Raw genomic sequence first — 21,722 nt, forward strand, 5'->3', positions numbered from 1 at the left:
TAACATTCAATGATAAAACAATACTTAACAGAAAACAAATACTGATAAAATAACAGTATGAAAAATTTTGATATGATGCTTAGAGAGCATGACTTAAAAGCTACAAAGCAAAGAATTGGTATTTTATCTATTATGCAAGATAAGGGTCACATAAATATAGAGGATCTTTATGGAAAAATAAAAACGCTTTTTCCAAGTATATCACTTGCTACACTTTACAAAAATATGCACTTGATGCTAAAAAACAATCTTTTAACGGAAGTAAGTGTAAAAAACTCCAAAACTTTATATGAGATCACTAAAGATAGTCATGCTCATATGCACTGTGAAAACTGCGGTGAAGTGTATGATGTTGATTTTAATTTTGAGAACTTAATATATCCGAAAGATGATAGTTTTGAATTAAAAGATACACAGGTTATTTTTAGCGGTATTTGCAAAAATTGTAAATAATAACTACTATTTTTTCTTAAAAATAAGTAGTGTTTTATCTTTCTCTGCATAAAGTGAAAAAGTTTGTTTGTCTACAAGTTTTAATCCACTTAGTTTTTTAAAAAACTCTAACTTATGAAAGTACTGAACTATAGTATCTTGGTATTTTTTGTACAAGTCGTTTTGCTGTTTTTCGAACAGTGTTATTTTAGTATGAAGTTCATTGTTTTCAAATACGGCATCTACACTTAAAAACTCTTTATCCGTATCATTACTCATACTACCCTCTGCAACATCTGCAAATCCTGAGAGCGTATTTATATCTGCTATAAAAACACCATCTTCATTTAGTCTTGCAGCTACAGAATCTAAAAAACTAGTCAGACCATCTTTGTCCATAAAATTAAGCACATCAAAGATACTAACTATTGCATCATAGCTGCCAGTTTCATCTTTTACGTCACAGCACTCTGCATTAAGACCTTTTTCTTTACACGCATCGATCATATATTGACTTAGATCAATCCCCTTACACTCAATGCCATCGCTGATCAGGCGCTCCATAAAACCGCCGCGCCCGCATCCGATATCAAGCAGTGTTTTTACTTCATAATCATCAAGCTCACCGCGGTATACATCATAAAGTGCTTCAGTAGCCTCTTCTATCCCTAAAAGATGTTCAGCTTTTGAGTAAAGATCTAAATTTGTCATTTATGACTTTACTACTTTTTCAATCTTCTCATATATATCTAAAACTTCATCTTTTTTAGACACATAAGAGTTTTTATTTGCAATCAGGTAAGTAGAACTTGTCATAATATCTTCAACAACTTCTAAACCGTTTTGCTTCATTGTAGTGCCAGTCTCTACAATATCAACGATCATATCTGCAAGTCCTATAAGCGGAGCAAGCTCTATTGAGCCGTAAAGTTTAATAATCTCTACACTAACTGCACGCTCTTCAAAATAACGCTTAGTGATATTTACCATTTTAGATGCTACTTTTAGATCAGGTTTATTAAGATCTAGCTTCTCGCCCTTTTTCATCCCTATACTTACTTTACATACACCCTTTTGCAAATCAAGTAAGCGTATTACATCAAGGCCCTGCTCTTCTAGTGTGTCAAGTCCAACTACACCTATATCTGCTGCTTGATGGTATACATATGTCGCTACATCTTGGTTTCTTACTAATAAAAAACGAAATTTTGGAGTATCTAAAATTAGTTTTCTGTCATCAAAAACAAACTCATCTCCAAAAATCTTTCCAAAAATCTCCAAAGTCTCTTTAGCAATACGACCTTTTGGAAGTGCAACTGTTAACATATATATAACCTTATGTGAATATTTTTCGAATAATACCTAAATTAAGCTGTAGTTTCTATAAGCTTCTTCATACCATCAAAGATTAGGTCCTCATTTACCTCTGCATCTGTAAATAATTTTTTTAATAGATCTGCATCTCCACCCGTTAAAATTACAGGTATATTATATGAATTAACTTCAGAGTATAATAGTTTTAAATATCCGTAACTAATGGCATCAGTCGAGTTCTTTGGAAGTTTTGAAGTATCAAGATCGTAGTTAAATTCATAATCAAGTGCTGAAGATATATTTTTATAAGTATCTCTCATAGCACGTGTGCCAGGGTATATAAATCCGCCTTTAAAAACACCATCTTTTACAAGATCAACTGTTATAGCGCTTCCTGCATCTATAATTACACCTTCTTCTATGGCTTCACACGCAACTATTCTGTCTATTCCCATTGTAGAATAATACTTGTTAATATCTATATATTGTGAGATATCTATCCAGTTATCAAGTTGTTTTAAAGTCTCTTTTAGCGTAGGTTCTACACAAATATAATAAACTTTATCATCTATTGAATTAGGATCAAAACTATCTAATGCATACTTATATTTTTTATCTTTATCTAAAAAATGATATGTAGTATTGCCTATATCGCATAAAAGCATCAGTTGAGCTTCCAGCCTTTTTGTTTAAAAGCATCTTTAGCTTTTGAACAAAGCGGTGCATCGATAAATATAAACTTGTGTTTGAAGTTGTGGTCACAAAGAATAGTCAGTTTTGCATATATCTCTTCAAATTTATGTACGTCTTTCATCAATAGTCTTGACTTTTGACTAACGGCGAATATCGCCCAGAAATATCCATTTGTATCTGTAGCTTTATACATTTTTATTTTATTTCTTATACCGAGCTCTTTAGGATTTATCTCCTGCATTTTTTTAAATAACTTTCCTTTTGCACGAAAAGAATCTACTACCATCTGCATATCTATGTTATTTCCTTATGGGTTCATAAAATTAGGATATATTTTTTTGATTATATAATATATTTTACATCCTACGCAATAATTTACAAAAGCATCTAAAAGTGAACATAGGATAAATATTCCACCTACTAAAAATTCAAAAATTATATACTCCATATAATTTGCTGCAGCAATTAAGAATATAAATATTAAAGCAAATATTCCTGCTAATTTTTTGGCTCCGCTATCAACATATTTAGGTGACATTCTTGCACTTTTTTTGATTGTTCTTGATAATAGATATATAAGTGAGAACTCTTTTTTAAGAAATATTCGTGTAAAAAAATCTATAAATAGAAAACACAATACATATATATTAGGAGTAAAAAAATAGTAAAGCACACACGCACTTACTATTAAAGAAGACAATCTGGATGTATTAGATTCTATTCTTTCAAATGAAACCGGACAAGAATATGACATATTAAACTCTTATTTATTATTTTTGCAAAATTTTAGTCATATTTTCTTAATATAGCATTATTTATTTGTCTTATATGTAAATAAAAAATCATAGCTATAATTATTATTATTTAGATAAATAAATATACTATGTGGTATAATCTCTTCTTAACTTAAATATAAATATAAACAAATTAACTTGGAGATAGTGTATGAAAAAAATTATTTTAACATTTTTTACAACATTTGCGCTTATAAATGCGAATGAACCGATTTCACTTAATGATGCACTAAAAATATTAAATAACCAAAATTTAGAAATTAAAGCTGCAGACTTGGATGTTAAAGCAGCTGAAGAAAAAGTAGATTCAGTTAGTGGTAACAACTGGGGAAAAATCGATCTGATTCAAGATGTTGCCAATTCGGACAGTGCAGGAAATGTATTTGGATTTAAACTGGAAAGCCGTGAGGCGAACTTTGGAGATTTCGGTTTTTCTGAATTTTTACCATGTATGAGTGCTACACCACCTGCTTCTTGTAATAATCCATTGACAATATCGCCAAAAGATCTAAATTATCCAGATTCAAGAACTTACTATCAGACAAAATTAAAGTACGAACTGCCGATTTTTACGGGATTTCAAATCAGTTCATATACGGATATAATGGAGTCTATGGCTAAAATAAAAAAGCTGGACAAAGATAAAGTTATAAACGAAAAAGTTTATCAACTTAAAAAAAGTTACTACGATATGGCATTACTTGAGAACTCGATAAAAAATCTTCAAGTAGTACTTAACAATATAAACAAACTCGAAAATATGATTGTAAATATGATAGATGTTGGTTATGCTAAAAAAACAGATCTTTTAGAGATTCAAGCAAAAAAAGGTGATGTTGAACGTTTAATATCTCAAATGAACTACAATAAAGATCTGCTATACCATTTTCTAGGTTTCCTACTTAATCAAAAAGTCGAATCAATAGTAGTCCCTGAACAAAATATACAAATGCCTGCTTTAGATGACAGTACGATATTAAAAAACAATCTTGACATACAAAAAGCTGCTACAGGATTAAAAATCAGAGAATCAATGGTAGATGTGGAACAATCAAGCTTTTACCCTATGGTTGGTGCTTTTGCAGAGATCTCAACTGCTGATGATAAGTTTATGGGAGATGCCAGTGAACATAAGGCATATACAGTGGGGGCAAGACTTACTTGGAACATATTTAACGGTGGAGTTGACTATTCAAAAGTACAAGAGGCAAAAATAGAAAAGTTAAAAACAAAATCTCAAGTTGAACTTGCCCGTCACGGTATAAAATTAAAGATTGCAAAACTTAGAACTGAAATAGAAACGCAAGATGCAGAGATAGCTTTTTTAGAAAAAGAGTTAAAACTTGCTAATGAGATATATAAAAACTATGAGGAAAGATATAAAGAAAAACTTTCATCAATGAGTGATGTTATAATAAAGCAATCAAGTCAAATACAAAAGATATTAGAATTGCAAGTAGCTCAAAATAAAAGAAATGAGCGTATTTTTGCACTTATAAAATTAGCAAACGGAGATAAATAGATGAAAAAACTGATTTTACTTTTAGCACTGGGGGCTACTTTAGTAGCTGAAACATTAACTCTATCAGGAAGTGTTATATCTGACAACCAAAAGATGATAACAAGCCGTTTTATGGGTTTTGTAACCAGTGTAAAAGTCAGTGAAGGCGAATATGTAAAAAAAGGTCAGCTTCTTTATGAAATTGACTCAAAAGAGATAGATTCTGCCATCACTCAAGTAAAGCTTGGAATAAGCCAAGCAAGACTTTCACTTCAAATGTATCAAAACCAATATACAAATGTCCAACTAAACTTAGATCGTCATAAACGTTTATATGCAAAAGACATGGTTTCAAAACATGAAGTGGAAACACTTGAACTTGCAGAAAAAAATTTAAGAGACATGATTATTATCGCAAAAAAGCAGGTTAAACAAGCAGAAGCTCAACTCAAAGAGGTAGAAAATCAATACAGATATTTACATATTAAATCTCCAAATGACGGTGTAGTAGTTGCAAAAAATATAAAAGTCGGTGAGATGGCAATGCCTGGAATGCCGGCGATCGTACTTTCAGATCTTAGTGATCTAAAAATAGCTACAGAGATCTCAGAAGGAAATTTAAATAGGGTCAAACACGGTACAAAAGTAGTTGTACAGATACCTTCACAAGGGATTAAAACAATTGGTACTGTAACAGCTATAATTCCTAATTCAAATCCTATGACACATACTTTTAAGATAAAAGTATCTTTCAAAAATAAAAACAGAGCTGTATATCCGGGGATGTATGCTACTGTTGAAGTAAAATAAGGTAAAAAATGGCGCATAATAACGTTTACAAGCCTAATGACTGGGCCGGTAAGTTAGCAAAAGGTTTTTTAAGAAATCCGTTAACTGTTGTACTGGGTATATTTCTTCTAGCTATAGGATATCTATCTTTAGAGATAATGCCTCGTGAAGAAAACCCTCAGATGGTTGTAAGCGGCTCTACTGTAATCGTTGCACTTCCAGGTGCTAGTGCAGCCGAAGTTGAACAAGTTATAGTAAAACCTCTTGAGCGTAAACTAAAAGAAGTAAAGGGTGTTGAGCATATAACTGGAATGTCTATGGATAATGTGGGTATTGTAAATGTAGCATTTTTTATAGGTGAGAATAAAGAAGATTCTAATCTAAAAGTATATGATAAAATCATGCAAAACTCAGATATCTTTCCGCATGGTGCTATGAATCCTATTATTAAACCATTAGATATAGATGTTGATATACCTATTGTATCGATTGCTTTTTATTCGCATACAAAACAGCTATCTAAGACGGAGCTTTACAATCGTGTAAAAAAGATTCAACATCGTATAAACGGTCTTGAAAATGTAGCTGTTACGGAGCTTAAGGGTGGGAATAAAACTCAATTTAATATTGAAGTAGACTTGCATAAGTTATCAGGCTATAATCTATCTATGGGGCAAATACTACAGGCCGTGCAATCACTTGCTGTTTCAGTTCCAGCTGTTAAGAATCGTACACACTCAAACGATATCGTGATGGTTGGAGTTAAAAATGCCATTGAGAGTGAAAAAGATATAGCAAATATAATTGTTGCTAACTATATGGGCTCACCTATATACCTTGAACAAGTTGCACGCGTAACAAAGTCTTATGATATTCAAAATTTTCAATCTGCATCTATTAGTGTTAAAGGTGAAGATAATACTTTTTCTTCCCTGCAAGATCAAGTGACACTTACTGTATCTAAACTACAAGGTACAAATGCAGTTGTAATTGCAAATGCGGTAAAAAAAGAGCTGGAAAATTATAAAGAGTGTTTAGCAACCAAAGGTATCAGTTATGTGATCACTAGAAATGATGGTGAACGTGCTAATGAAGCTGTAAATGAACTTGTATTTCACCTTGTTTTATCTATTGTAATTATTGCTGTTTTACTGATCTTTGTTTTAGGTTGGAGAGAATCACTCATAGTTACTTTTACTGTCCCTGCGATTTTAGCAATCACACTTTTTATAGCATATTTGACTGGACAGACAATAAACCGCATTACACTATTTGCTTTTTTACTTTCCCTTGGTCTATTGGTTGATGCAGCTATTATCGTAATTGAGAATATTCACAGACACTACCATTCAATTGAGAGTGATGATGAAAATATAGACGATCTAATGATTAAGGCAACTGATGAGATTGGGCCACCTACAAATATTGCGACACTTGCAATTATTTTAACTATGATACCTATGGCTTTTGTAGGGCAGATGATGGGTCAATTTATGAAACCAATACCTGCAAACGTACCTATAGCTCTTATAGCTTCACTTTTTGTTGCATATATATTTACACCATATCTGGCTCTTAGAATGTTAAAAAAACCAGATCATCACTCTAAGGAGGAGCACTAATGTTTAAAAAATTTGAAGAATTAGTGTATAGATGGATTCAAGACTCAAATAAAAGAAAAAGAATCCTTTTAGGGACACTTTTTGCATTTATTTTATCTATACTTATGATTGCTCCTACAAAAATGGTAATGGCAAAGATGTTACCTGGAAAGAATAACGATACGTTTAATATATATGTAACTCTTTCAGAAGGAAGTGGTATTGGACAAACGAAAAAGGTAACAGACTGTGTCGTATCATATATACAAAAAGAGAAAGAAGTAACTGATCTAGAGGTATTTTTAGGAATGGGAGCTCCTTTGGATTTTGCCGGACTTATTAAAGGCAGTGGTTTTAAAAACAATGAAAATTTAGCAGAGATTGTAATTAGTCTTACAAAAAAACATGACAGAGATGAGCCGTCGTACATGATGGTTCAACGTATGCGCCCTGGTATTCAGTCAAGTTGTGAGAAGTTGTATCCAAATACTGCAATCTCTTTTGTAGAACCACCGGCAGGACCTCCTGTACTTGCCGCTGTAGTTGCAGAAATATATGGAGATGACTCAGATGGCATAAGAAAACTTGCGAATAAAGTAGCTGATGTATTTAAAAATACAGAAGGCCTTGTAGATGTAGATATTATGAATGATGATATATATGACACTTACGAGATTATAGTTGACAGTGATAAAGTAGCACGATCAGGTGTTAGTGTAAAACAACTTAATGAGATTATATATCTGGCATTTGAAGGTATGCAGATAGCCGTGAAAAATTCTGAGATATATAATGATCAGATACCTATTTTTCTGTCTCTTTCTCAAGACTCAAAAAGTTTTACTAAAAAAGATATAAAAGCTGTTGAAGCTAAACTATCTTCCCTGAAGCTTATAAATCAAATGGGAATGATGATACCAATTACAGAGCTTGTTAAAATAAATCCAAAAAAATCCAATCCAATGATAATGAGTAAAAATCTACATAAGATGACTAATGTAATAGCTGAAACAGATATGGTCTCTCAAGTATACCCTCTGATGGATGCAAGAAATGTAATTTTAGATAGTTTTTCGGATACATATGAGATTGAAAAAATAGGTCTATTTAACCTAGAGTTAAAAGATAAGAATACAGGTGATATATATAAGCTTATATGGGATGGGGAAATGGAAGTAACGCTAGATACATTTGTTGATCTTGGCGGTGCGTTTATAGCTGCTCTTATACTTATATTTTTACTAATGGTTGTTTATTACAAAAGCTATGTTCTTAGCGGTATTATTCTACTTGGATCATTTCTTTCGATCATAGGAGTTATAATCGGTCATTGGATTTGGGATCTGTTTACAACAGATACATTTTTCCTTACAGCTACATCTTTAATAGGGTTTATTGCGCTAATAGGTATTAGTTCACGTAACTCTTTGCTTTTAATAGACTTTACTAAATCTCTTATGCATGAAAAAGGGATGCATAAAGCTGAAGCTATTGCTTATGCTTCGGCAACTCGTGCAAAACCAATCTTTCTAACTGCAGCAGCTATTATGCTTGCTTCGCTTCTTCTAGCAAACGATGCGGTATTTGGAGGGCTTGGAGTAGCGTTAATATTTGGAACAGTTGCAGCTGTAATCGCTTCACTTTTAGTAGTCCCTGTACTTTTATATATGACAGATCTTGAAAAAGCATTTAGTTTCAATATGAAAAAAGCGGTTGATATATATGAACCGTAATGAAAGATAAGATTTAAAGAGGTTCTATCCTATAAATATATAGGATAGAAAGTAACAGAGGTTTTATTTATTATATAGAAGCGTAACTAACACTTAGACAAGCTTCTAAGTCTGCAAGTTCTTTTAAAGTAGCTTCATTTACAGCATTATCAACAAGTATTACAGCTAAAGCATTGCCTTCTTTATTTCTAGCAAGTGAGAAATCTGCAATATTTACACTATTGTTTGCTAAAACTGTTCCAACACTTCCAATTACACCAGGAACATCTGTGTTTTTGAACATGATCATATTGCCACGAAGTGCAACTTCAATATCAAAACCGTCAATTGCAACAAGACGTTGAACGTTATCATCAAAGATAGTACCGCTTATAGTTGTAGTACCCTCAGCAGTAGTTAACTTGATAGTGATAAGGTTTTTATATACACTAGAATCTCCACAGTCTTCACTAGAGATCTCTATGCCTTTCTCTTTTGCGATAAAGTCAGCATTTACATAGTTGATAGTATCACTTGAGTTTTCACTCATTGCACCAACAGCAACAAAAGTTGAAAGTGAATCTACATACTTACCAATTTCGCCGTATCCGCTAACTTTTATGCTAACAATCTGGCTTTTGTTCATTTGAGATTCTAAGAAACCGATTTTTTGACCTAGTTCTAAGAATGGTTTTACAAATGAAGGTATAGTTGTCTCATCAATTGGTAAATTCATAGCATGAGGATAAGCTATCCCTTTTGCAGCTTCAATAGCATTTTGAGCAGCCTGAGTACCAATGTTATATTGAGACTCGTAAGTGTTTGCACCAAGGTGTGGTGATACAGTTACATTATCTAGGTCTAACAATGGGTGATCAGTTGCAGGCTCCTTAATAAATACATCAATACCAGCAAAACGAATTTTTCCGCTTTTTAGGTTGTTATAAAGAGCATCTTCATTGTAAAGACCACCACGAGCACAGTTTATTAAAACTACACCGTCTTTCATCTTAGCAATTTCAGCTTCGTTAATGATATCTATAGTCTCTTTATTTTTTGGAGTATGGATAGTAATGATGTCACAATCTAAAATATCATCAAAGTTTTTAGTATATGTCATATCTAAGTCAGTTACTTTAGATGGATGGATATACGGATCATATGCAACAATATCCATCTCAAAAGCTTTTGCACGTTTTGAAACACGGCTACCGATATTACCAAAACCGATAACACCTAGTTTTTTGCCTTTAAGCTCATACCCGTACCATTTTTCACGCTTCCAAATACGATCTTGTTTTAGGTGGTTATGAGAGTATGGAAACATTCTCATACAAGATAGCATGTGTGCCATTGTCAATTCAACTGCAGCAATAGTATTAGCAGTAGGTACGTTCATAACAATGATACCCTCTTTCGAACATCCAGGAATGTCAACGTTATCAACACCTACACCTGCACGAACAACAGCTTTTAAATTTTTTGCGTGTGAGATAAAGAATTCATCTACATCTGTAGAACTTCTAGTAATTGCAACGTCTGCAGTTGGAATAACAGTCTCAATTAACTCTTTTTTATCCATATCTGCAGCGAAAACATAGTTAACATTTTCATCATTTTGTAACATCTCAAGACCAGCTTCATGAATGTGGTCACAAACAACTATAGTATGTTTTTGCATTTATTTATCCTCTTTATACAGCGATACTTTCGCTTGTATTTGGTAATTTTTTAAAACTTCAACTAAAGAGTTTAGTTTAGCTTTGTTTTTTGAGTAAATATCTAATAATACTCCGTTTTTATCTCTCTTGAGATAATACTTCAACTTATGTTGATTCAGCTCCTCTTTAAGACAAAACAACTGATACGGATCGATAAGTGATGCAGATAATCTATATACAGTTTTAGTGAGTATTTTTTTATCTAAAGAAGTTTTTATATATACTTCATTAACAGGATAAAAATACCCTAATCTTTGAGTATCAGAAAAGTGTTCTAACCAAACTTTATCTTCTTTTTGCTTTACAGGGGTACTTTTTCGAGAAAGTGGTTCTAACTCTTTTATCTTTTCAGAAGAGTTGATATTTATTAAAAAAGTTATAATAAAAATGGCTACCCCTATTCCTATTAGAGGGGTAAACCATTTTAAAAATATATGCATCTTACTTTATTTGATCTTTAATTAAATCACCTAGAGAGTGAGATTGGTTATCATTAATCTCATCTAAGATCTCTTGGCTTTTAATATAGTCTAATTTTTTAACAGATAAACGGATACGGTCACGTCTTGTGTCGATAACAGCTATAGCAGCTTCGATCTCTTGACCTGGTTCTAACTCCTCTTTGTTTAGTGGAGCTAAGTCCTCATCACGGATAAGTGCATCAACACCGTCACCAAGTGATACGAATACACCGAAGTCTTTGATATCACGGATAGTTCCAGTGATAGCAGTATTTACTTTATGGCTTTTTGCAAAAGTATCTATAGGTGATTCTAAAAGTGTTTTACGGTTAAGTGAGATTTTTTGGTCATCAGCATTGATTTTAGCAATCTTAACTTCAACCTCGTCACCTGATTTTAAAACATCTTTACATTTTGTCTCTTTATCCCAAGAGATATCTTGGTTATGTAAAAGACCTTCAACACCATCAATACGTACAAACGCACCAAAATCAGTAAGAGATGTAACAGTACCAGTAACAACATCACCCTCTTTGTGGTTTTTAACAAACTCATCAAAAGGTTTTGGAAGAAGTTTTTTAAGTGATACTCTTAGTTTGTGAGTATCAGGATTGATTTCAATTACTTCAACATCAATCTCTTGACCTACTTTTAGGTAGTCGTTAGGGTTTTTAACGTTTTTATCCCAAGAGATCTCAGAGATGTGTAAGAAACCTTCAATATCGTTCCCTAAATCTACAAATACACCGTATGCTTCAATATTTGAAACAGTTACAGTAATAGTATCACCTTCATCTAATTCAGACTCAACTTCTGCCCAAGGATCTGGTTGAACTGCTTTTATTGAAAGTGAAAGGTGACGTTTGTCTTTATCGTAAGCGATAGCTTTAACATTAACTTTATCACCCTCCTTGTATAGTTTAGATGGGTTTACAGGACCTTTATATGAGATCTCGTTATAGTGAACAAGACCATCAGCTCCACCAACATCAACAAACATACCGTAAGAAGTGATTTTTTTGATCTCACCCTCTACTACAACATCATCTTGCATTAGTTTGTCAATGATCTCTTTTTTCTTTTTACGCTCTTCATTGAAAAGTTTACGACGTGAAACAACAATTGAGTTTTCATCTTCATCAACTTTGATAACTTGAGCTTTAATTTTACGACCGATTACATCTTCGCTGTCTTTGAAAGCTGCTAAAGAACGTGGCATAAAGAATGAAACTGCATCAGCTTCTACAACATAACCACCACGGTTTTTCTTAGTAATTACACCATCAATGATTAGATCTTCAAAATCATCTTTATGTGCTTCAATAAAGTTAAGAGTTTTTTCTTGCTCTAAAACTTTTTTGTATGAGATTTTTGGACGCTCATTGTAGTATCCAGTGATCATTACTTTGATTTTATCACCTAAACCAAATTTTAGTTCACCATTTTCATCTTTGATCTCATCAAGGTTTAAAACACCTTCTGATTTGTCACCTACACCAACTAATGCTCTATTGTCATCAGCTTGGATCTCTACAATTTCACCCTCAACAATACGGTTACTTGCACTTTGCTTTTTCTCGCTTGCAGCAAAAAGTTCTGCAAAACTCTCTTCTTCTTCAAATGATTCGTTATCGAACGCCATTACCTATCCTCTGTTACATATAAAATTTCGTGATTATATCCAAAAAAAGGTTAGTTTTTTATAAAAATTATAAATTTTAGTTGATTTTTTTCTCTATTGCATCGATAACGTTTTGGATAATCCAATCTGGTGTAGATGCACCTGCACTGATTCCACACAGTTTTTTAGCATCAAACCAAGAAAAATCCAGATCTTTTTCATCTTCTATATGGTATGAATCTGGACAATTATCTTTTGATATAGCATACAGTTGTTTTGTATTTGATGAGTTCTTACCGCCTATAATAAGCATCACATCTGCTTTTTTAGAAAGGCTTTTAACAGCATCTTGATTTTCAAAAGTCGCATTACAAATAGTATTAAATACCCTAACTTCTTTATATCTTGGAATCAGGTAATTAGCTACTTCCATATAGTTTTCAACTTTTCTTGTTGTTTGAGCTATAAGTGCAACTTTCTCTTTTAATTTCATTCCTTCAAGATCTTCTGGTTTCATAACGACAATTGCACCATTTGTTGCATACGATTTTACACCTTTAATCTCGGGGTGAGCCTCGTCTCCAAAAATAACTACACTATATCCATCTTCGCTCATCTGCTGAGCTATCTCTTGAGGTTTTGTAACGTATGGGCATGTAGCATCTACAACATCAACACCCATTTCAAGCAGCTCTTTAAGTTCCTGCTTTTGGATACCGTGCGTCCGTACGATCGCTTTATCTCCGGCTTTGAAAAACTTATAATCATCAGTCAATCCAACCTGATAATCATCTTCAAGTCTTGCTATCTCTTTTGAGTTGTGGATAAGCGGTCCGTATGTAGAAGAGTTTTTATTCTCTTCTGCTATCTTAATAGCTCTTTTAACACCAAAACAAAAACCGTAGTTTTCAGCAAGCTGTATCTGCATATCTAAACAAACTCTACTTTTGTGATTCTTTGTAGTATATCAAAGAAGTTTGGAAAAGATGTGTTTATACAATCTAAGTCAGTCACTTCCATACCGCATTTAAGACCAGCTATTATAAAACTCATAGCTATACGGTGATCGCCGTCACTGTCAACTACGGAACTTTTTAGCTCACCGCCTGTCACAGTATAACCATCTTCATACTCATCAACCTCGACTCCACAAGCTTTTAGACCTTCTACTACAGTTGATATTCTATCTGACTCTTTTACACGAAGCTCTTCTGCATTTTTTACAACACTTTTTCCTTCAGCACAAGCAAATGCTATTGATAATGCAGGAAGTTCATCTATAAGCCATGAGATATTATCTTCTACTGTTATGGCTTTAAGCGGTGCATTTTTAACTCTAATATTCCCTATAGGTTCATATTTGTTATCAGTATGCTCATAAGTAATATCAGCACCCATACGCTCTAATGCCTTGTAAGCTTCAATACGTGTAGGGTTTAGAGTAATACCTTCTATAGTCACATCTGCTCCATCTGTTATAGCAGCTGCAACTGCAAAGAAAAATGCAGATGATGGATCAGCAGGTACGCGGATTGTTAATGGTTCTAAAAGATTTTTCATAGGATTTATAGTAGTTTTTAATCCATCAACTACTAAATCTGCACCCATACCTTTTAACATACGTTCTGTATGATCACGTGATAACTCAGGTTCAGTATATGTACACTCTCCATCTGCTCTTAAAGCTGCCAATATCATACAAGACTTAACTTGTGCAGAAGCAATTTTTGAATCATAATTAAAAGCTTTAAGACTAGCTCCCCTAACACTCAAAGGTGCTAAGTTCGCGTTATCACGTCCGTCAAACTTTGCACCAATCTCCATTAAAGGTTTAGTTACACGCTTCATTGGGCGTGAACGAAGGTATTTATCACCCGTTAGTACAAAATGCCCATCAGCTGAACTTAATAGTCCGCAAAACAGTCTCATACCGGTACCTGAATTACCGCAGTCAAGTATTTCAAACGGCTCTTTTATACCATCTGATGAAATTGTAATAGTTATTCCGTCATCTTTTACACTAGCACCTAGATTTTCTACAATCTTTAAAGAGTTCATAGTATCTTCAGCACGTAAAAAATTTGTAATTTTACTCTCACCACGTGCCAACATACTAAACATTGCACTTCTATGTGATATAGATTTATCTGGTGCTATATCTGAAATATTTAGTGAAAAGCCACCGACAGGACTAACTACAACCTTGCTCATCTAAGACCTATTCCAAGTTTTTTATTTAAGCCGTCTAATATCGTATCCATAGCGGATGTAATATCTTCTTCTTCTAAAGTTCTATCATCTCTTTGTAGAATAAAACGGATAGTTAAACTAACATTTTCACCAAGTTCTTCATCACTATATTTATCAACAGCATAGAACTTAACTATATCATCAGGTTTTATCTCATCTATAGACTCTTTTACAGTTTTATAACTCATAGTATTTGGCATTATTAAACTCAAGTCTTTTTGAGATGCCTGATACTTTGACTTACTTACAGCCGTTTTTAAAGAGTAATCAAGCATTTGGAAATCTAATTCACAAATATATGTTACATCAAGATCGTAATCTTTTTCAACATTAGGATGTACACGGAACAGCTCACCTATTTTTTGCCCATTTTGCATTATTGATGCACTTTGATACTTATGAGATAATGAGTGTGATGTTTCATTCTCCTCTAAATCAAATGCACCTATTATATTTGATACTTTTTGTACAAAGAATCCAAAATCAACTTTTGAAGGTTTTCCTGCATTTTGAATAGAGTCTTTAATTGTATCACCGCTAAATAATATAGCCATTTTAACACTCTCTTCTCTTGCAGTTGAGAAAACAGAACCAACTTCAAACAGCTTAATTGAAGAATATCCGTTTTTTGCATTAGACGATGCAGCTTTTAGTAAACCAGTTAATAGAGTCGGTCTTAAAGTGTCTAGAGTTTTTGCTATTGGATTTAGCAGATCTTTTTTCTCTTCTAATGTTTCAAAACCGTAATTGTTTAAAACTTTTTTCTCATCAAAAACAAAATGAATAGACTCAAAGAAACCTTCAGATGCAGCTTTATGTCTATAGTCTTTTCTCTTTTTATACCAGAAATAGTCATCTTCTAAACGATTATCTTCTGTAAGAACAAAAGGTTTTGATTCAATATTGTCAATACCAACCATACGAACAATCTCTTCAACAACATCTTGTTTATTTGTAATATCATGACGATATCTAGGTATTGAGATCACATATGAATCGCCTTGAGATTTTGACGTATTGAAACCTAGGTTTTTAAGAAGCTTTGTAATTCTCGTTTTATCAATCTCTGCACCGATTATTTCATCAATTTCAGATTTTGTTACGCTTACAATAGCCTCTTCATAATTATCATAAAGTTCAATATTCCCGCCATATATAGTTGAGTCAGAGTTAGTCTCAATCAAGCTAAGACAATAATCTAACCCTCTATTTAACTCAGGTTCACTACCACGTGAAGTTCTGTAGTATAAAGGTCCTGATTCAACTTTATTTTCAAGCATTTGTTTAGATATAACATCAGGTGGAATATAACTAGCTTCGATAAGTACTACACCTTCACTGCAGTGTACTTTTGATTCTTCCTCTTGAATAATACCTATAGTAGACGCTTTTTTATTGTTATGAGTCATAATTGATGCAAAACCGTTCTCATCTTTTTTGAGCTCAATTTTTGCCATCTTGTCATCATTTTCTTTAAAGTATGAGTGCTCGTATGCTCTGAGTATTACACCACTGCTATGAGTAACATAAAGCATTAAAGACATAATATCCGATTCTCTATCTTCTTCAATTTGAGCAAGTCTTAGACTAACAATAAATGGAAGTTTTAAATCTTTAATGTCTATAGCTTTATATCTTAGGTTTACATTATGATCACTTTCATGAGATAAGCTAAGTATACGACCGATACCAAGGCGTTTATCATCGTTTTGTTTTATAGCAATTTTTCTTACAGGACTTCCATAAGCTGCACTTAGATCACGTGACACACCACGTATACTTAAACAGTCTCCGCGGTTAGCAGTAAGTTCAATTTCTATAAGATCATCTGAAAATATAGGATGTGTATTTACCTCTTGACCAAGTTTGTATTCACCGATACTATCATCGATCTCCATAATACCTTTATTTACTTCTGGTAAACCTATCTCACTAGCTGAACAGATCATACCTTCAGATTCAACACCACGAAGTTTTACAGGTTTTATAACCATTCCTCCAGGCATAGTACAACCAACAGTTGCAACCACTACATCTATCCCTGCTCTTACATTAGCTGCACCACATACAATTTGACGGATACTTGTACCTATATCAACTTTACAAACACTAAGTTTATCTGCATCAGGATGTCTCTCACACTCTAAAACTCTACCGAATATAATTTTATTTGGTACGCTATAACTCTCTACTCTATCAACTTCTAAACCGATAGCATTAAAAGTTTTACATAAATCATCAGTTGAAACATCGCTGATATCAATCCATTCATTTAACCAAGATTTTGTAACTATCATTGAAACTGCTCCAACAACTTAATATCTCCTTCAAAAAGTGAACGTAAATCACCTATTTGATGTATTAGCATTGCAAAACGCTCTACACCTAGACCAAAAGCATAACCGCTAACATCTTCATATTTAACTGCCTCAAATACGTTTGGATCAACAATACCGCATCCTAAAACTTCAAGCCAGCCTGTGTGTGAACATACACGACAACCATCACCACCACAAAACACACAAGAGATATCTACTTCAGCTGAAGGTTCAGTGAATGGGAAAAAAGACGGGCGAAATCTTACATCCACTTGACCAAACATATATTTTAAAAAGTCTTCTAAAATAAACTTTAAATTTGCAAAAGAAACTTTCCCTTTGTCATCAACAAGCAGACCCTCAATTTGATGAAACATCGGAGTGTGTGTTAAGTCATAATCACGTCTAAATACAGCACCAGGTGCTATCATTCTTATTGGTGGCTTATGGCTCATCATAGTACGAATTTGTACAGGTGATGTGTGTGTACGAAGCAGCATTTCGTCTTTAAAATAAAATGTATCTTGCATATCGCGTGCAGGATGGTATTTTGGCAGGTTTAATGCCTCAAAATTATTAAAATCATCTTCTACCATATTTCCTGTTTTCACAGCAAAGTTTAGAGCTACAAAATACTCTACGATTCTATCCATCGTCTCCATTACAGGGTGTAATGCACCGGCTTGGCTTGTTGTACTAAATAGAGATACATCCAAGCCTTCAGCTTTCATATTTTCTTCTAATTCTTTTGTTTGAAGCTCTATTTTTTTATTTGTTAATTCGTTCATCAAAGAACTTTTATGAGTATTTAACTCTTTTGCTATCTTTGATTTTTCTTCATTTGGTGCATCTTTCATTTTAGCAAACTCTGCTGCTAAAATCCCTTTTTTACCAAATATAGAGATTCTTATCTCTTCTATACGCTCCACTGTTGTGGCGTTATTTATCTCGTCATACCATTTTTTCAATAGTTTCACCCTATATTGAATTTAAAATTGGATTATACTTAAAAATTATTTACAAACAGCTTGTACAACTAATTAGCCCATAAATATACCATCAATAAATATATGATACAATTTCACAACATTAAAAAAAAAGGTAAATATATGTGTTTATTTTGTAAAATTGTAAATAAAGAAATTCCATCAAATATAGTAGCTGAAAATGACGATTTTTTAGCTTTTCACGACATTAATCCAAAAGCTCCGGTACATATTTTAGCAATTCCAAAAAAACATGTAGATAGTTTTCACGAAGTTGATCCTACCATTATGGGTGGTATGACTGAATTCATAAAAGAAGTAGCTGAAAAAATGGCTATGGAGAATAGTGGTTATAGAGTGATAACAAATATTGGGGAAAATGGAGGACAAGAGGTAAAACACTTACACTTCCATGTTTTAGGCGGTGCAAAACTAAAATGGGAGCACTTTAGCGATTCACATCCTATGGAGAATTTCTAATGATCAAAAAAACTATATTAACCATAACGGTTTTATCATCACTTTTTAGTGCAGCTAATGCTGATTACATGCAGCAAATGAGGGATTTTCAAAACTATAAAGCCTCACAAGAAGATCAGTTTGATACTTACCAAAAAGCTCAAATGAAAGCTTTTGAAGAGTATAAAAAAGAGATAGGTGTTTTTTGGGAGAAACCAAAGCTTTCTACAAAAAAAAGCTGGCTCTCTTATTCTGAAGATAAAAAAACTCGTTCAGACGTAGACTTTGAAAAAAACACTATTGTCGTAGAAACTGTAGCTGCATCTGAAGAGGAAGCAAAAAGAAACTTACAGACTGCTCTAGCAAAAGCTGTAACTATAGATACAAAGACACTTCAAGAGACTGATCCATTGGAAAAGAAACTTGCAAAAATCAAACTGCCTTCTGATATGATTCATTCTAAAGTTGACAGCAAACCAATACTTTCTACAGTTGTATTTGATAAAAAACCAACTCTTAATGCAGTAAAAAAATATGTTAATAAGCACACTGCTGATTCAAAAATAAAAGTAAAAGAATCAAATAAAGTGCAACATGCAAGAGTCTACAGTGTATCTGTACAATTACCTGATGATACTATGCTTAAACGTTCTAAACTATATCTGAATGATGTTGAGGAACACGCAGCTAAACGTGATCTTCCAAAACCTCTTATATTTGCTATCATGCATTCTGAAAGTAGTTTTAATCCACGTGCACGAAGTCATATACCTGCTTATGGTTTAATGCAGATAGTTCCAAATACCGCAGGTCGTGATACATATAAATTTTTATATAAACAAGACAAGTTAGTATCTGGAAGTTATCTATATAACTCAAAAAACAATATTAAAATGGGTAGTGCATACTTGCATATACTTTACTATAGATACTTAAAAAAGATTAAGAACCCTGATAGCAGACTTTATTGTACAATTGCGGCATATAATACAGGAGCAGGTAATATAGCATATGCATTTACAAAAAAATACAATATGAATAATGCTGCACCGATTATAAATAAACTCACACCCGAAGAAGTTTATGCAAGACTGTTAAAAGATTTAAGATTTGATGAGCCAAAACACTATCTGAAAAAAGTTTCAAAACGTATGGCTGCATATAAAAAAGTATATGGAATTTAAAATTAAAAGGGTAAATATAACCCTTTTAGTTTAAGACGGGCAACCAGATATCTCACCTAAATCTATATTTGAACCACCACCTGAAATCATCTTTTCATTCTCTTTAATTGTATTTCCGTTGTGAATAATAGTATAAGAGATCTCTGTAGTATCACGTATGGTATTTATAGTTGAACAGTATGTCTCTAGTGATGCCATAACCCATCTTGAAGCAGTCAGATCATCTGCATCTGAATTAAAACTGTATGTTAGGTGCAGTTTGTTGAATTTTGCAGGATGTGGCTCTGCACGCACTACATCACCCTCAACTACTAAGTCTGTTACTGTTTTTCCTTGGTTTTTAGGAATTAAAATTATATCTGTAGCACTACAAGTGATAATACCTGATAAAAAATACTCAATGGGTGATATTGTTGGACAATCGATTACAAAACTGCTTTTTGAAGTTTTAGCTTCAAACTTCATATCTTCTTTATGGCTAACTGTTACTTTCATTGTTACTCCTCTAAAAAGCTTTTGAAAAATGACAACTGCTCTTTTGTTCTCTCAGTTGCAGTACCACCCTCACTAGTTCTTGCATTCATAGAGTTACGAAGTACCAAATACTCCATAACATCTTCGTCAATACGAGAGTCTATCTCTTTAAGATATTTGAATTCTATCTGACTTAAATCAGTATTTAATTCTTCACCTTTTGCAACTGCACGACCAGTTATAAAGTGAGCCTCACGGAAAGGTATATCGCATTTTTCAACTAAGTAGTCTGCCAAATCTGTAGCACTTAGATGTCCAATTGCACAAGCTTTTTCCATATTATGAGGTTTTACTTCCATAGTTTTTATAGCTTCTTTTAAAATTTCCAAAGAGATTTCAGCAGTTTTAACAGCATCAAATACACCCTCTTTATCTTCTTGCGTATCTTTATTATATGCTAAAGGAAGACCTTTCATAACAGTTAATAGTCCCATTAACGATCCGTATACACGTCCAGTTTTTCCACGTAATAGTTCTGGTACATCAGGATTTTTCTTTTGTGGCATAATAGAACTACCAGTAGAGTATTCATCACTAAGTTCTACAAATCCAAACTCGTAAGAACTCCACATAATCAACTCTTCACTCAAGCGAGATATATGCATCATCATAGTTGAGATGTTAAATAAAATCTCTAATGCAAAATCTCTATCACTAACCGTGTCTAAACAGTTTGTACTTACACTATCAAATCCTAAAAGTTCAGCTGTCATTTTACGATCAACATTGTGCGGTGTTCCTGCTAGTGCTGCACAACCAAGAGGTGAAATATTGTTTCTTTTGTATGAATCTTCAAATCTTGCAATATCACGTTTAAACATTGAAAGATACGCAGCTAAATGAAATGCAAAGTTTGTAGGTTGAGCATGTTGAAGGTGTGTCATACCTGGTATTAATGTTTCTGTATGTTGCTCTGCTACAACTAAAATCTCACGCATTAATTTTTTTATAGCTTCAACGATTGAAAGGTTTTTCTTTAGAGTCCAACGGCGAAAATCAACAGCAACTTGATCATTTCTACTTCTTGCAGTATGAAGTTTTTTACCTGCATCCCCAATAATAGCAGTTAAACGCTTTTCGATCCCCATATGTAGATCTTCGTCTGAAATATTCCATTTAAATTCACCACTCTCTATCTCTGAGCGAACTTGATTTAAACCGTTTTTTATGTCTTCTACTTCTTTATCTGTTAAAATACCTTGTTTATTAAGCATAGTAGCATGAGCAATAGAACCTTCAATATCTTCTATATAAAGCTCACGGTCAAACATAATTGAGGCATTAAATTCATCTAGTAATGATGATGCAGATTGTGAAAAACGACCAGACCACATTTTTTCCATATTAAAATC

At 33.2% G+C, this 21,722-nt stretch carries 21 protein-coding genes; 7 read left to right on the forward strand and 14 right to left on the reverse strand.

The window, feature by feature from the left end; all coding sequences use genetic code 11:
• Window positions 1-57 precede the first annotated feature (57 nt).
• A complete protein-coding gene (locus ABZA65_RS08350) occupies window positions 58-453 on the forward strand; it encodes a Fur family transcriptional regulator (protein ID WP_373072590.1) in 396 nt (131 codons plus the stop codon).
• A 6-nt stretch (window positions 454-459) separates the two neighbouring features.
• On the opposite strand, the gene ABZA65_RS08355 is transcribed toward ABZA65_RS08350, so the two are convergent.
• From ABZA65_RS08355 to ABZA65_RS08375, 5 genes are read right to left on the reverse strand one after another with little or no spacing between them, the layout of a single operon-like run.
• A complete protein-coding gene (locus tag ABZA65_RS08355) occupies window positions 460-1,143 on the reverse strand; it encodes a class I SAM-dependent methyltransferase (RefSeq protein ID WP_373072592.1) in 684 nt (227 codons plus the stop codon).
• Window positions 1,144-1,758, reverse strand: coding sequence for an ATP phosphoribosyltransferase (hisG, locus tag ABZA65_RS08360; protein WP_373072594.1), 615 nt, complete (start codon window positions 1,756-1,758; stop codon window positions 1,144-1,146).
• 41 nt (window positions 1,759-1,799) lie between these two features.
• Window positions 1,800-2,411, reverse strand: a complete 612-nt coding sequence (locus ABZA65_RS08365; protein WP_373072596.1) for a type III pantothenate kinase — start codon at window positions 2,409-2,411, stop codon at window positions 1,800-1,802.
• Complete coding sequence (locus ABZA65_RS08370) at window positions 2,411-2,731, reverse strand: hypothetical protein (protein ID WP_373072598.1); 321 nt, start codon at window positions 2,729-2,731, stop codon at window positions 2,411-2,413. Before ABZA65_RS08370 ends, ABZA65_RS08365 begins: the two co-directional genes overlap by 1 nt.
• 15 nt (window positions 2,732-2,746) lie before the next feature.
• The gene (locus tag ABZA65_RS08375) at window positions 2,747-3,193 is read right to left on the reverse strand and encodes a DUF4395 family protein (protein ID WP_373072600.1); all 447 of its coding nucleotides are present in this window, start codon (window positions 3,191-3,193) and stop codon (window positions 2,747-2,749) included.
• A gap of 191 nt (window positions 3,194-3,384) precedes the next feature.
• On the opposite strand from ABZA65_RS08375, the gene ABZA65_RS08380 reads away from it, so the two are divergent.
• The 4 genes from ABZA65_RS08380 to ABZA65_RS08395 are packed head-to-tail and all read left to right on the forward strand — an operon-like array spanning window position 3,385 to window position 8,857.
• On the forward strand, window positions 3,385-4,755 hold the full coding sequence (locus tag ABZA65_RS08380) for a TolC family protein (protein ID WP_373072602.1): 1,371 nt from the start codon (window positions 3,385-3,387) through the stop codon (window positions 4,753-4,755).
• On the forward strand, window positions 4,756-5,544 hold the full coding sequence (locus ABZA65_RS08385; RefSeq protein ID WP_373072604.1) for an efflux RND transporter periplasmic adaptor subunit: 789 nt from the start codon (window positions 4,756-4,758) through the stop codon (window positions 5,542-5,544).
• Window positions 5,545-5,552: 8 nt separating this feature from the next.
• The gene (locus ABZA65_RS08390) at window positions 5,553-7,145 is read left to right on the forward strand and encodes an efflux RND transporter permease subunit (RefSeq protein ID WP_373072606.1); all 1,593 of its coding nucleotides are present in this window, start codon (window positions 5,553-5,555) and stop codon (window positions 7,143-7,145) included.
• Window positions 7,145-8,857, forward strand: coding sequence for an efflux RND transporter permease subunit (locus ABZA65_RS08395; protein ID WP_373072608.1), 1,713 nt, complete (start codon window positions 7,145-7,147; stop codon window positions 8,855-8,857). The genes ABZA65_RS08390 and ABZA65_RS08395 overlap by 1 nt, the downstream gene beginning before the upstream one ends.
• 70 nt (window positions 8,858-8,927) lie before the next feature.
• Here ABZA65_RS08395 and serA read toward each other — a convergent pair whose 3' ends face one another.
• The 7 genes from serA to pheS form a co-directional block, all read right to left on the reverse strand.
• The gene (gene serA / locus ABZA65_RS08400) at window positions 8,928-10,517 is read right to left on the reverse strand and encodes a phosphoglycerate dehydrogenase (RefSeq protein ID WP_373072609.1); all 1,590 of its coding nucleotides are present in this window, start codon (window positions 10,515-10,517) and stop codon (window positions 8,928-8,930) included.
• The gene (locus ABZA65_RS08405) at window positions 10,518-10,997 is read right to left on the reverse strand and encodes a hypothetical protein (protein ID WP_373072611.1); all 480 of its coding nucleotides are present in this window, start codon (window positions 10,995-10,997) and stop codon (window positions 10,518-10,520) included.
• 1 nt (window position 10,998) lies between these two features.
• Window positions 10,999-12,660 carry a 30S ribosomal protein S1 gene (locus tag ABZA65_RS08410; protein ID WP_373072613.1) on the reverse strand — a complete coding sequence of 554 codons (1,662 nt, stop codon included), beginning with the start codon at window positions 12,658-12,660 and terminating at the stop codon, window positions 10,999-11,001.
• Between the two features lie 76 nt (window positions 12,661-12,736).
• On the reverse strand, window positions 12,737-13,567 hold the full coding sequence (locus ABZA65_RS08415; protein ID WP_373072614.1) for a 4-hydroxy-3-methylbut-2-enyl diphosphate reductase: 831 nt from the start codon (window positions 13,565-13,567) through the stop codon (window positions 12,737-12,739).
• A gap of 2 nt (window positions 13,568-13,569) precedes the next feature.
• A complete protein-coding gene (gene aroA / locus ABZA65_RS08420) occupies window positions 13,570-14,850 on the reverse strand; it encodes a 3-phosphoshikimate 1-carboxyvinyltransferase (protein WP_373072616.1) in 1,281 nt (426 codons plus the stop codon).
• On the reverse strand, window positions 14,847-17,186 hold the full coding sequence (gene pheT / locus ABZA65_RS08425; protein ID WP_373072618.1) for a phenylalanine--tRNA ligase subunit beta: 2,340 nt from the start codon (window positions 17,184-17,186) through the stop codon (window positions 14,847-14,849). The genes aroA and pheT overlap by 4 nt, the downstream gene beginning before the upstream one ends.
• A complete protein-coding gene (pheS, locus tag ABZA65_RS08430) occupies window positions 17,183-18,175 on the reverse strand; it encodes a phenylalanine--tRNA ligase subunit alpha (RefSeq protein WP_373072620.1) in 993 nt (330 codons plus the stop codon). Before pheS ends, pheT begins: the two co-directional genes overlap by 4 nt.
• Window positions 18,176-18,316: 141 nt before the next feature.
• On the opposite strand from pheS, the gene ABZA65_RS08435 reads away from it, so the two are divergent.
• Both ABZA65_RS08435 and ABZA65_RS08440 read left to right on the forward strand, forming a co-directional pair.
• Complete coding sequence (locus ABZA65_RS08435) at window positions 18,317-18,673, forward strand: histidine triad nucleotide-binding protein (RefSeq protein ID WP_373072622.1); 357 nt, start codon at window positions 18,317-18,319, stop codon at window positions 18,671-18,673.
• Complete coding sequence (locus ABZA65_RS08440; protein ID WP_373072624.1) at window positions 18,673-19,836, forward strand: murein transglycosylase domain-containing protein; 1,164 nt, start codon at window positions 18,673-18,675, stop codon at window positions 19,834-19,836. Before ABZA65_RS08435 ends, ABZA65_RS08440 begins: the two co-directional genes overlap by 1 nt.
• Before the next feature lie 30 nt (window positions 19,837-19,866).
• Here ABZA65_RS08440 and ABZA65_RS08445 read toward each other — a convergent pair whose 3' ends face one another.
• Both ABZA65_RS08445 and argH read right to left on the reverse strand, forming a co-directional pair.
• On the reverse strand, window positions 19,867-20,331 hold the full coding sequence (locus ABZA65_RS08445) for an OsmC family protein (RefSeq protein ID WP_373072626.1): 465 nt from the start codon (window positions 20,329-20,331) through the stop codon (window positions 19,867-19,869).
• 2 nt (window positions 20,332-20,333) lie between these two features.
• Entirely contained in the window at window positions 20,334-21,713 is a 1,380-nt protein-coding gene (gene argH, locus ABZA65_RS08450) for an argininosuccinate lyase (RefSeq protein ID WP_373072628.1), read from the reverse strand.
• Window positions 21,714-21,722: the final 9 nt, after the last annotated feature.

The sequence above is a fragment of the Sulfurimonas sp. genome, from assembly GCF_041583195.1.
GTDB lineage: Bacteria > Campylobacterota > Campylobacteria > Campylobacterales > Sulfurimonadaceae > Sulfurimonas.

What these genes read in the sequence shown, in the direction of transcription:
- ABZA65_RS08350 (WP_373072590.1), top strand. Translation starts at nt 58, where the DNA reads ATGAAAAATTTTGATATGATGCTTAGAGAGCATGACTTAAAAGCTACA.
- ABZA65_RS08355 (WP_373072592.1), bottom strand. Translation starts at nt 1,143, where the DNA reads ATGACAAATTTAGATCTTTACTCAAAAGCTGAACATCTTTTAGGGATA.
- hisG (WP_373072594.1), bottom strand. Translation starts at nt 1,758, where the DNA reads ATGTTAACAGTTGCACTTCCAAAAGGTCGTATTGCTAAAGAGACTTTG.
- ABZA65_RS08365 (WP_373072596.1), bottom strand. Translation starts at nt 2,411, where the DNA reads ATGCTTTTATGCGATATAGGCAATACTACATATCATTTTTTAGATAAA.
- ABZA65_RS08370 (WP_373072598.1), bottom strand. Translation starts at nt 2,731, where the DNA reads ATGCAGATGGTAGTAGATTCTTTTCGTGCAAAAGGAAAGTTATTTAAA.
- ABZA65_RS08375 (WP_373072600.1), bottom strand. Translation starts at nt 3,193, where the DNA reads ATGTCATATTCTTGTCCGGTTTCATTTGAAAGAATAGAATCTAATACA.
- ABZA65_RS08380 (WP_373072602.1), top strand. Translation starts at nt 3,385, where the DNA reads ATGAAAAAAATTATTTTAACATTTTTTACAACATTTGCGCTTATAAAT.
- ABZA65_RS08385 (WP_373072604.1), top strand. Translation starts at nt 4,756, where the DNA reads ATGAAAAAACTGATTTTACTTTTAGCACTGGGGGCTACTTTAGTAGCT.
- ABZA65_RS08390 (WP_373072606.1), top strand. Translation starts at nt 5,553, where the DNA reads ATGGCGCATAATAACGTTTACAAGCCTAATGACTGGGCCGGTAAGTTA.
- ABZA65_RS08395 (WP_373072608.1), top strand. Translation starts at nt 7,145, where the DNA reads ATGTTTAAAAAATTTGAAGAATTAGTGTATAGATGGATTCAAGACTCA.
- serA (WP_373072609.1), bottom strand. Translation starts at nt 10,517, where the DNA reads ATGCAAAAACATACTATAGTTGTTTGTGACCACATTCATGAAGCTGGT.
- ABZA65_RS08405 (WP_373072611.1), bottom strand. Translation starts at nt 10,997, where the DNA reads ATGCATATATTTTTAAAATGGTTTACCCCTCTAATAGGAATAGGGGTA.
- ABZA65_RS08410 (WP_373072613.1), bottom strand. Translation starts at nt 12,660, where the DNA reads ATGGCGTTCGATAACGAATCATTTGAAGAAGAAGAGAGTTTTGCAGAA.
- ABZA65_RS08415 (WP_373072614.1), bottom strand. Translation starts at nt 13,567, where the DNA reads ATGCAGATACAGCTTGCTGAAAACTACGGTTTTTGTTTTGGTGTTAAA.
- aroA (WP_373072616.1), bottom strand. Translation starts at nt 14,850, where the DNA reads ATGAGCAAGGTTGTAGTTAGTCCTGTCGGTGGCTTTTCACTAAATATT.
- pheT (WP_373072618.1), bottom strand. Translation starts at nt 17,186, where the DNA reads ATGATAGTTACAAAATCTTGGTTAAATGAATGGATTGATATCAGCGAT.
- ABZA65_RS08435 (WP_373072622.1), top strand. Translation starts at nt 18,317, where the DNA reads ATGTGTTTATTTTGTAAAATTGTAAATAAAGAAATTCCATCAAATATA.
- ABZA65_RS08440 (WP_373072624.1), top strand. Translation starts at nt 18,673, where the DNA reads ATGATCAAAAAAACTATATTAACCATAACGGTTTTATCATCACTTTTT.
- ABZA65_RS08445 (WP_373072626.1), bottom strand. Translation starts at nt 20,331, where the DNA reads ATGAAAGTAACAGTTAGCCATAAAGAAGATATGAAGTTTGAAGCTAAA.
- argH (WP_373072628.1), bottom strand. Translation starts at nt 21,713, where the DNA reads ATGGAAAAAATGTGGTCTGGTCGTTTTTCACAATCTGCATCATCATTA.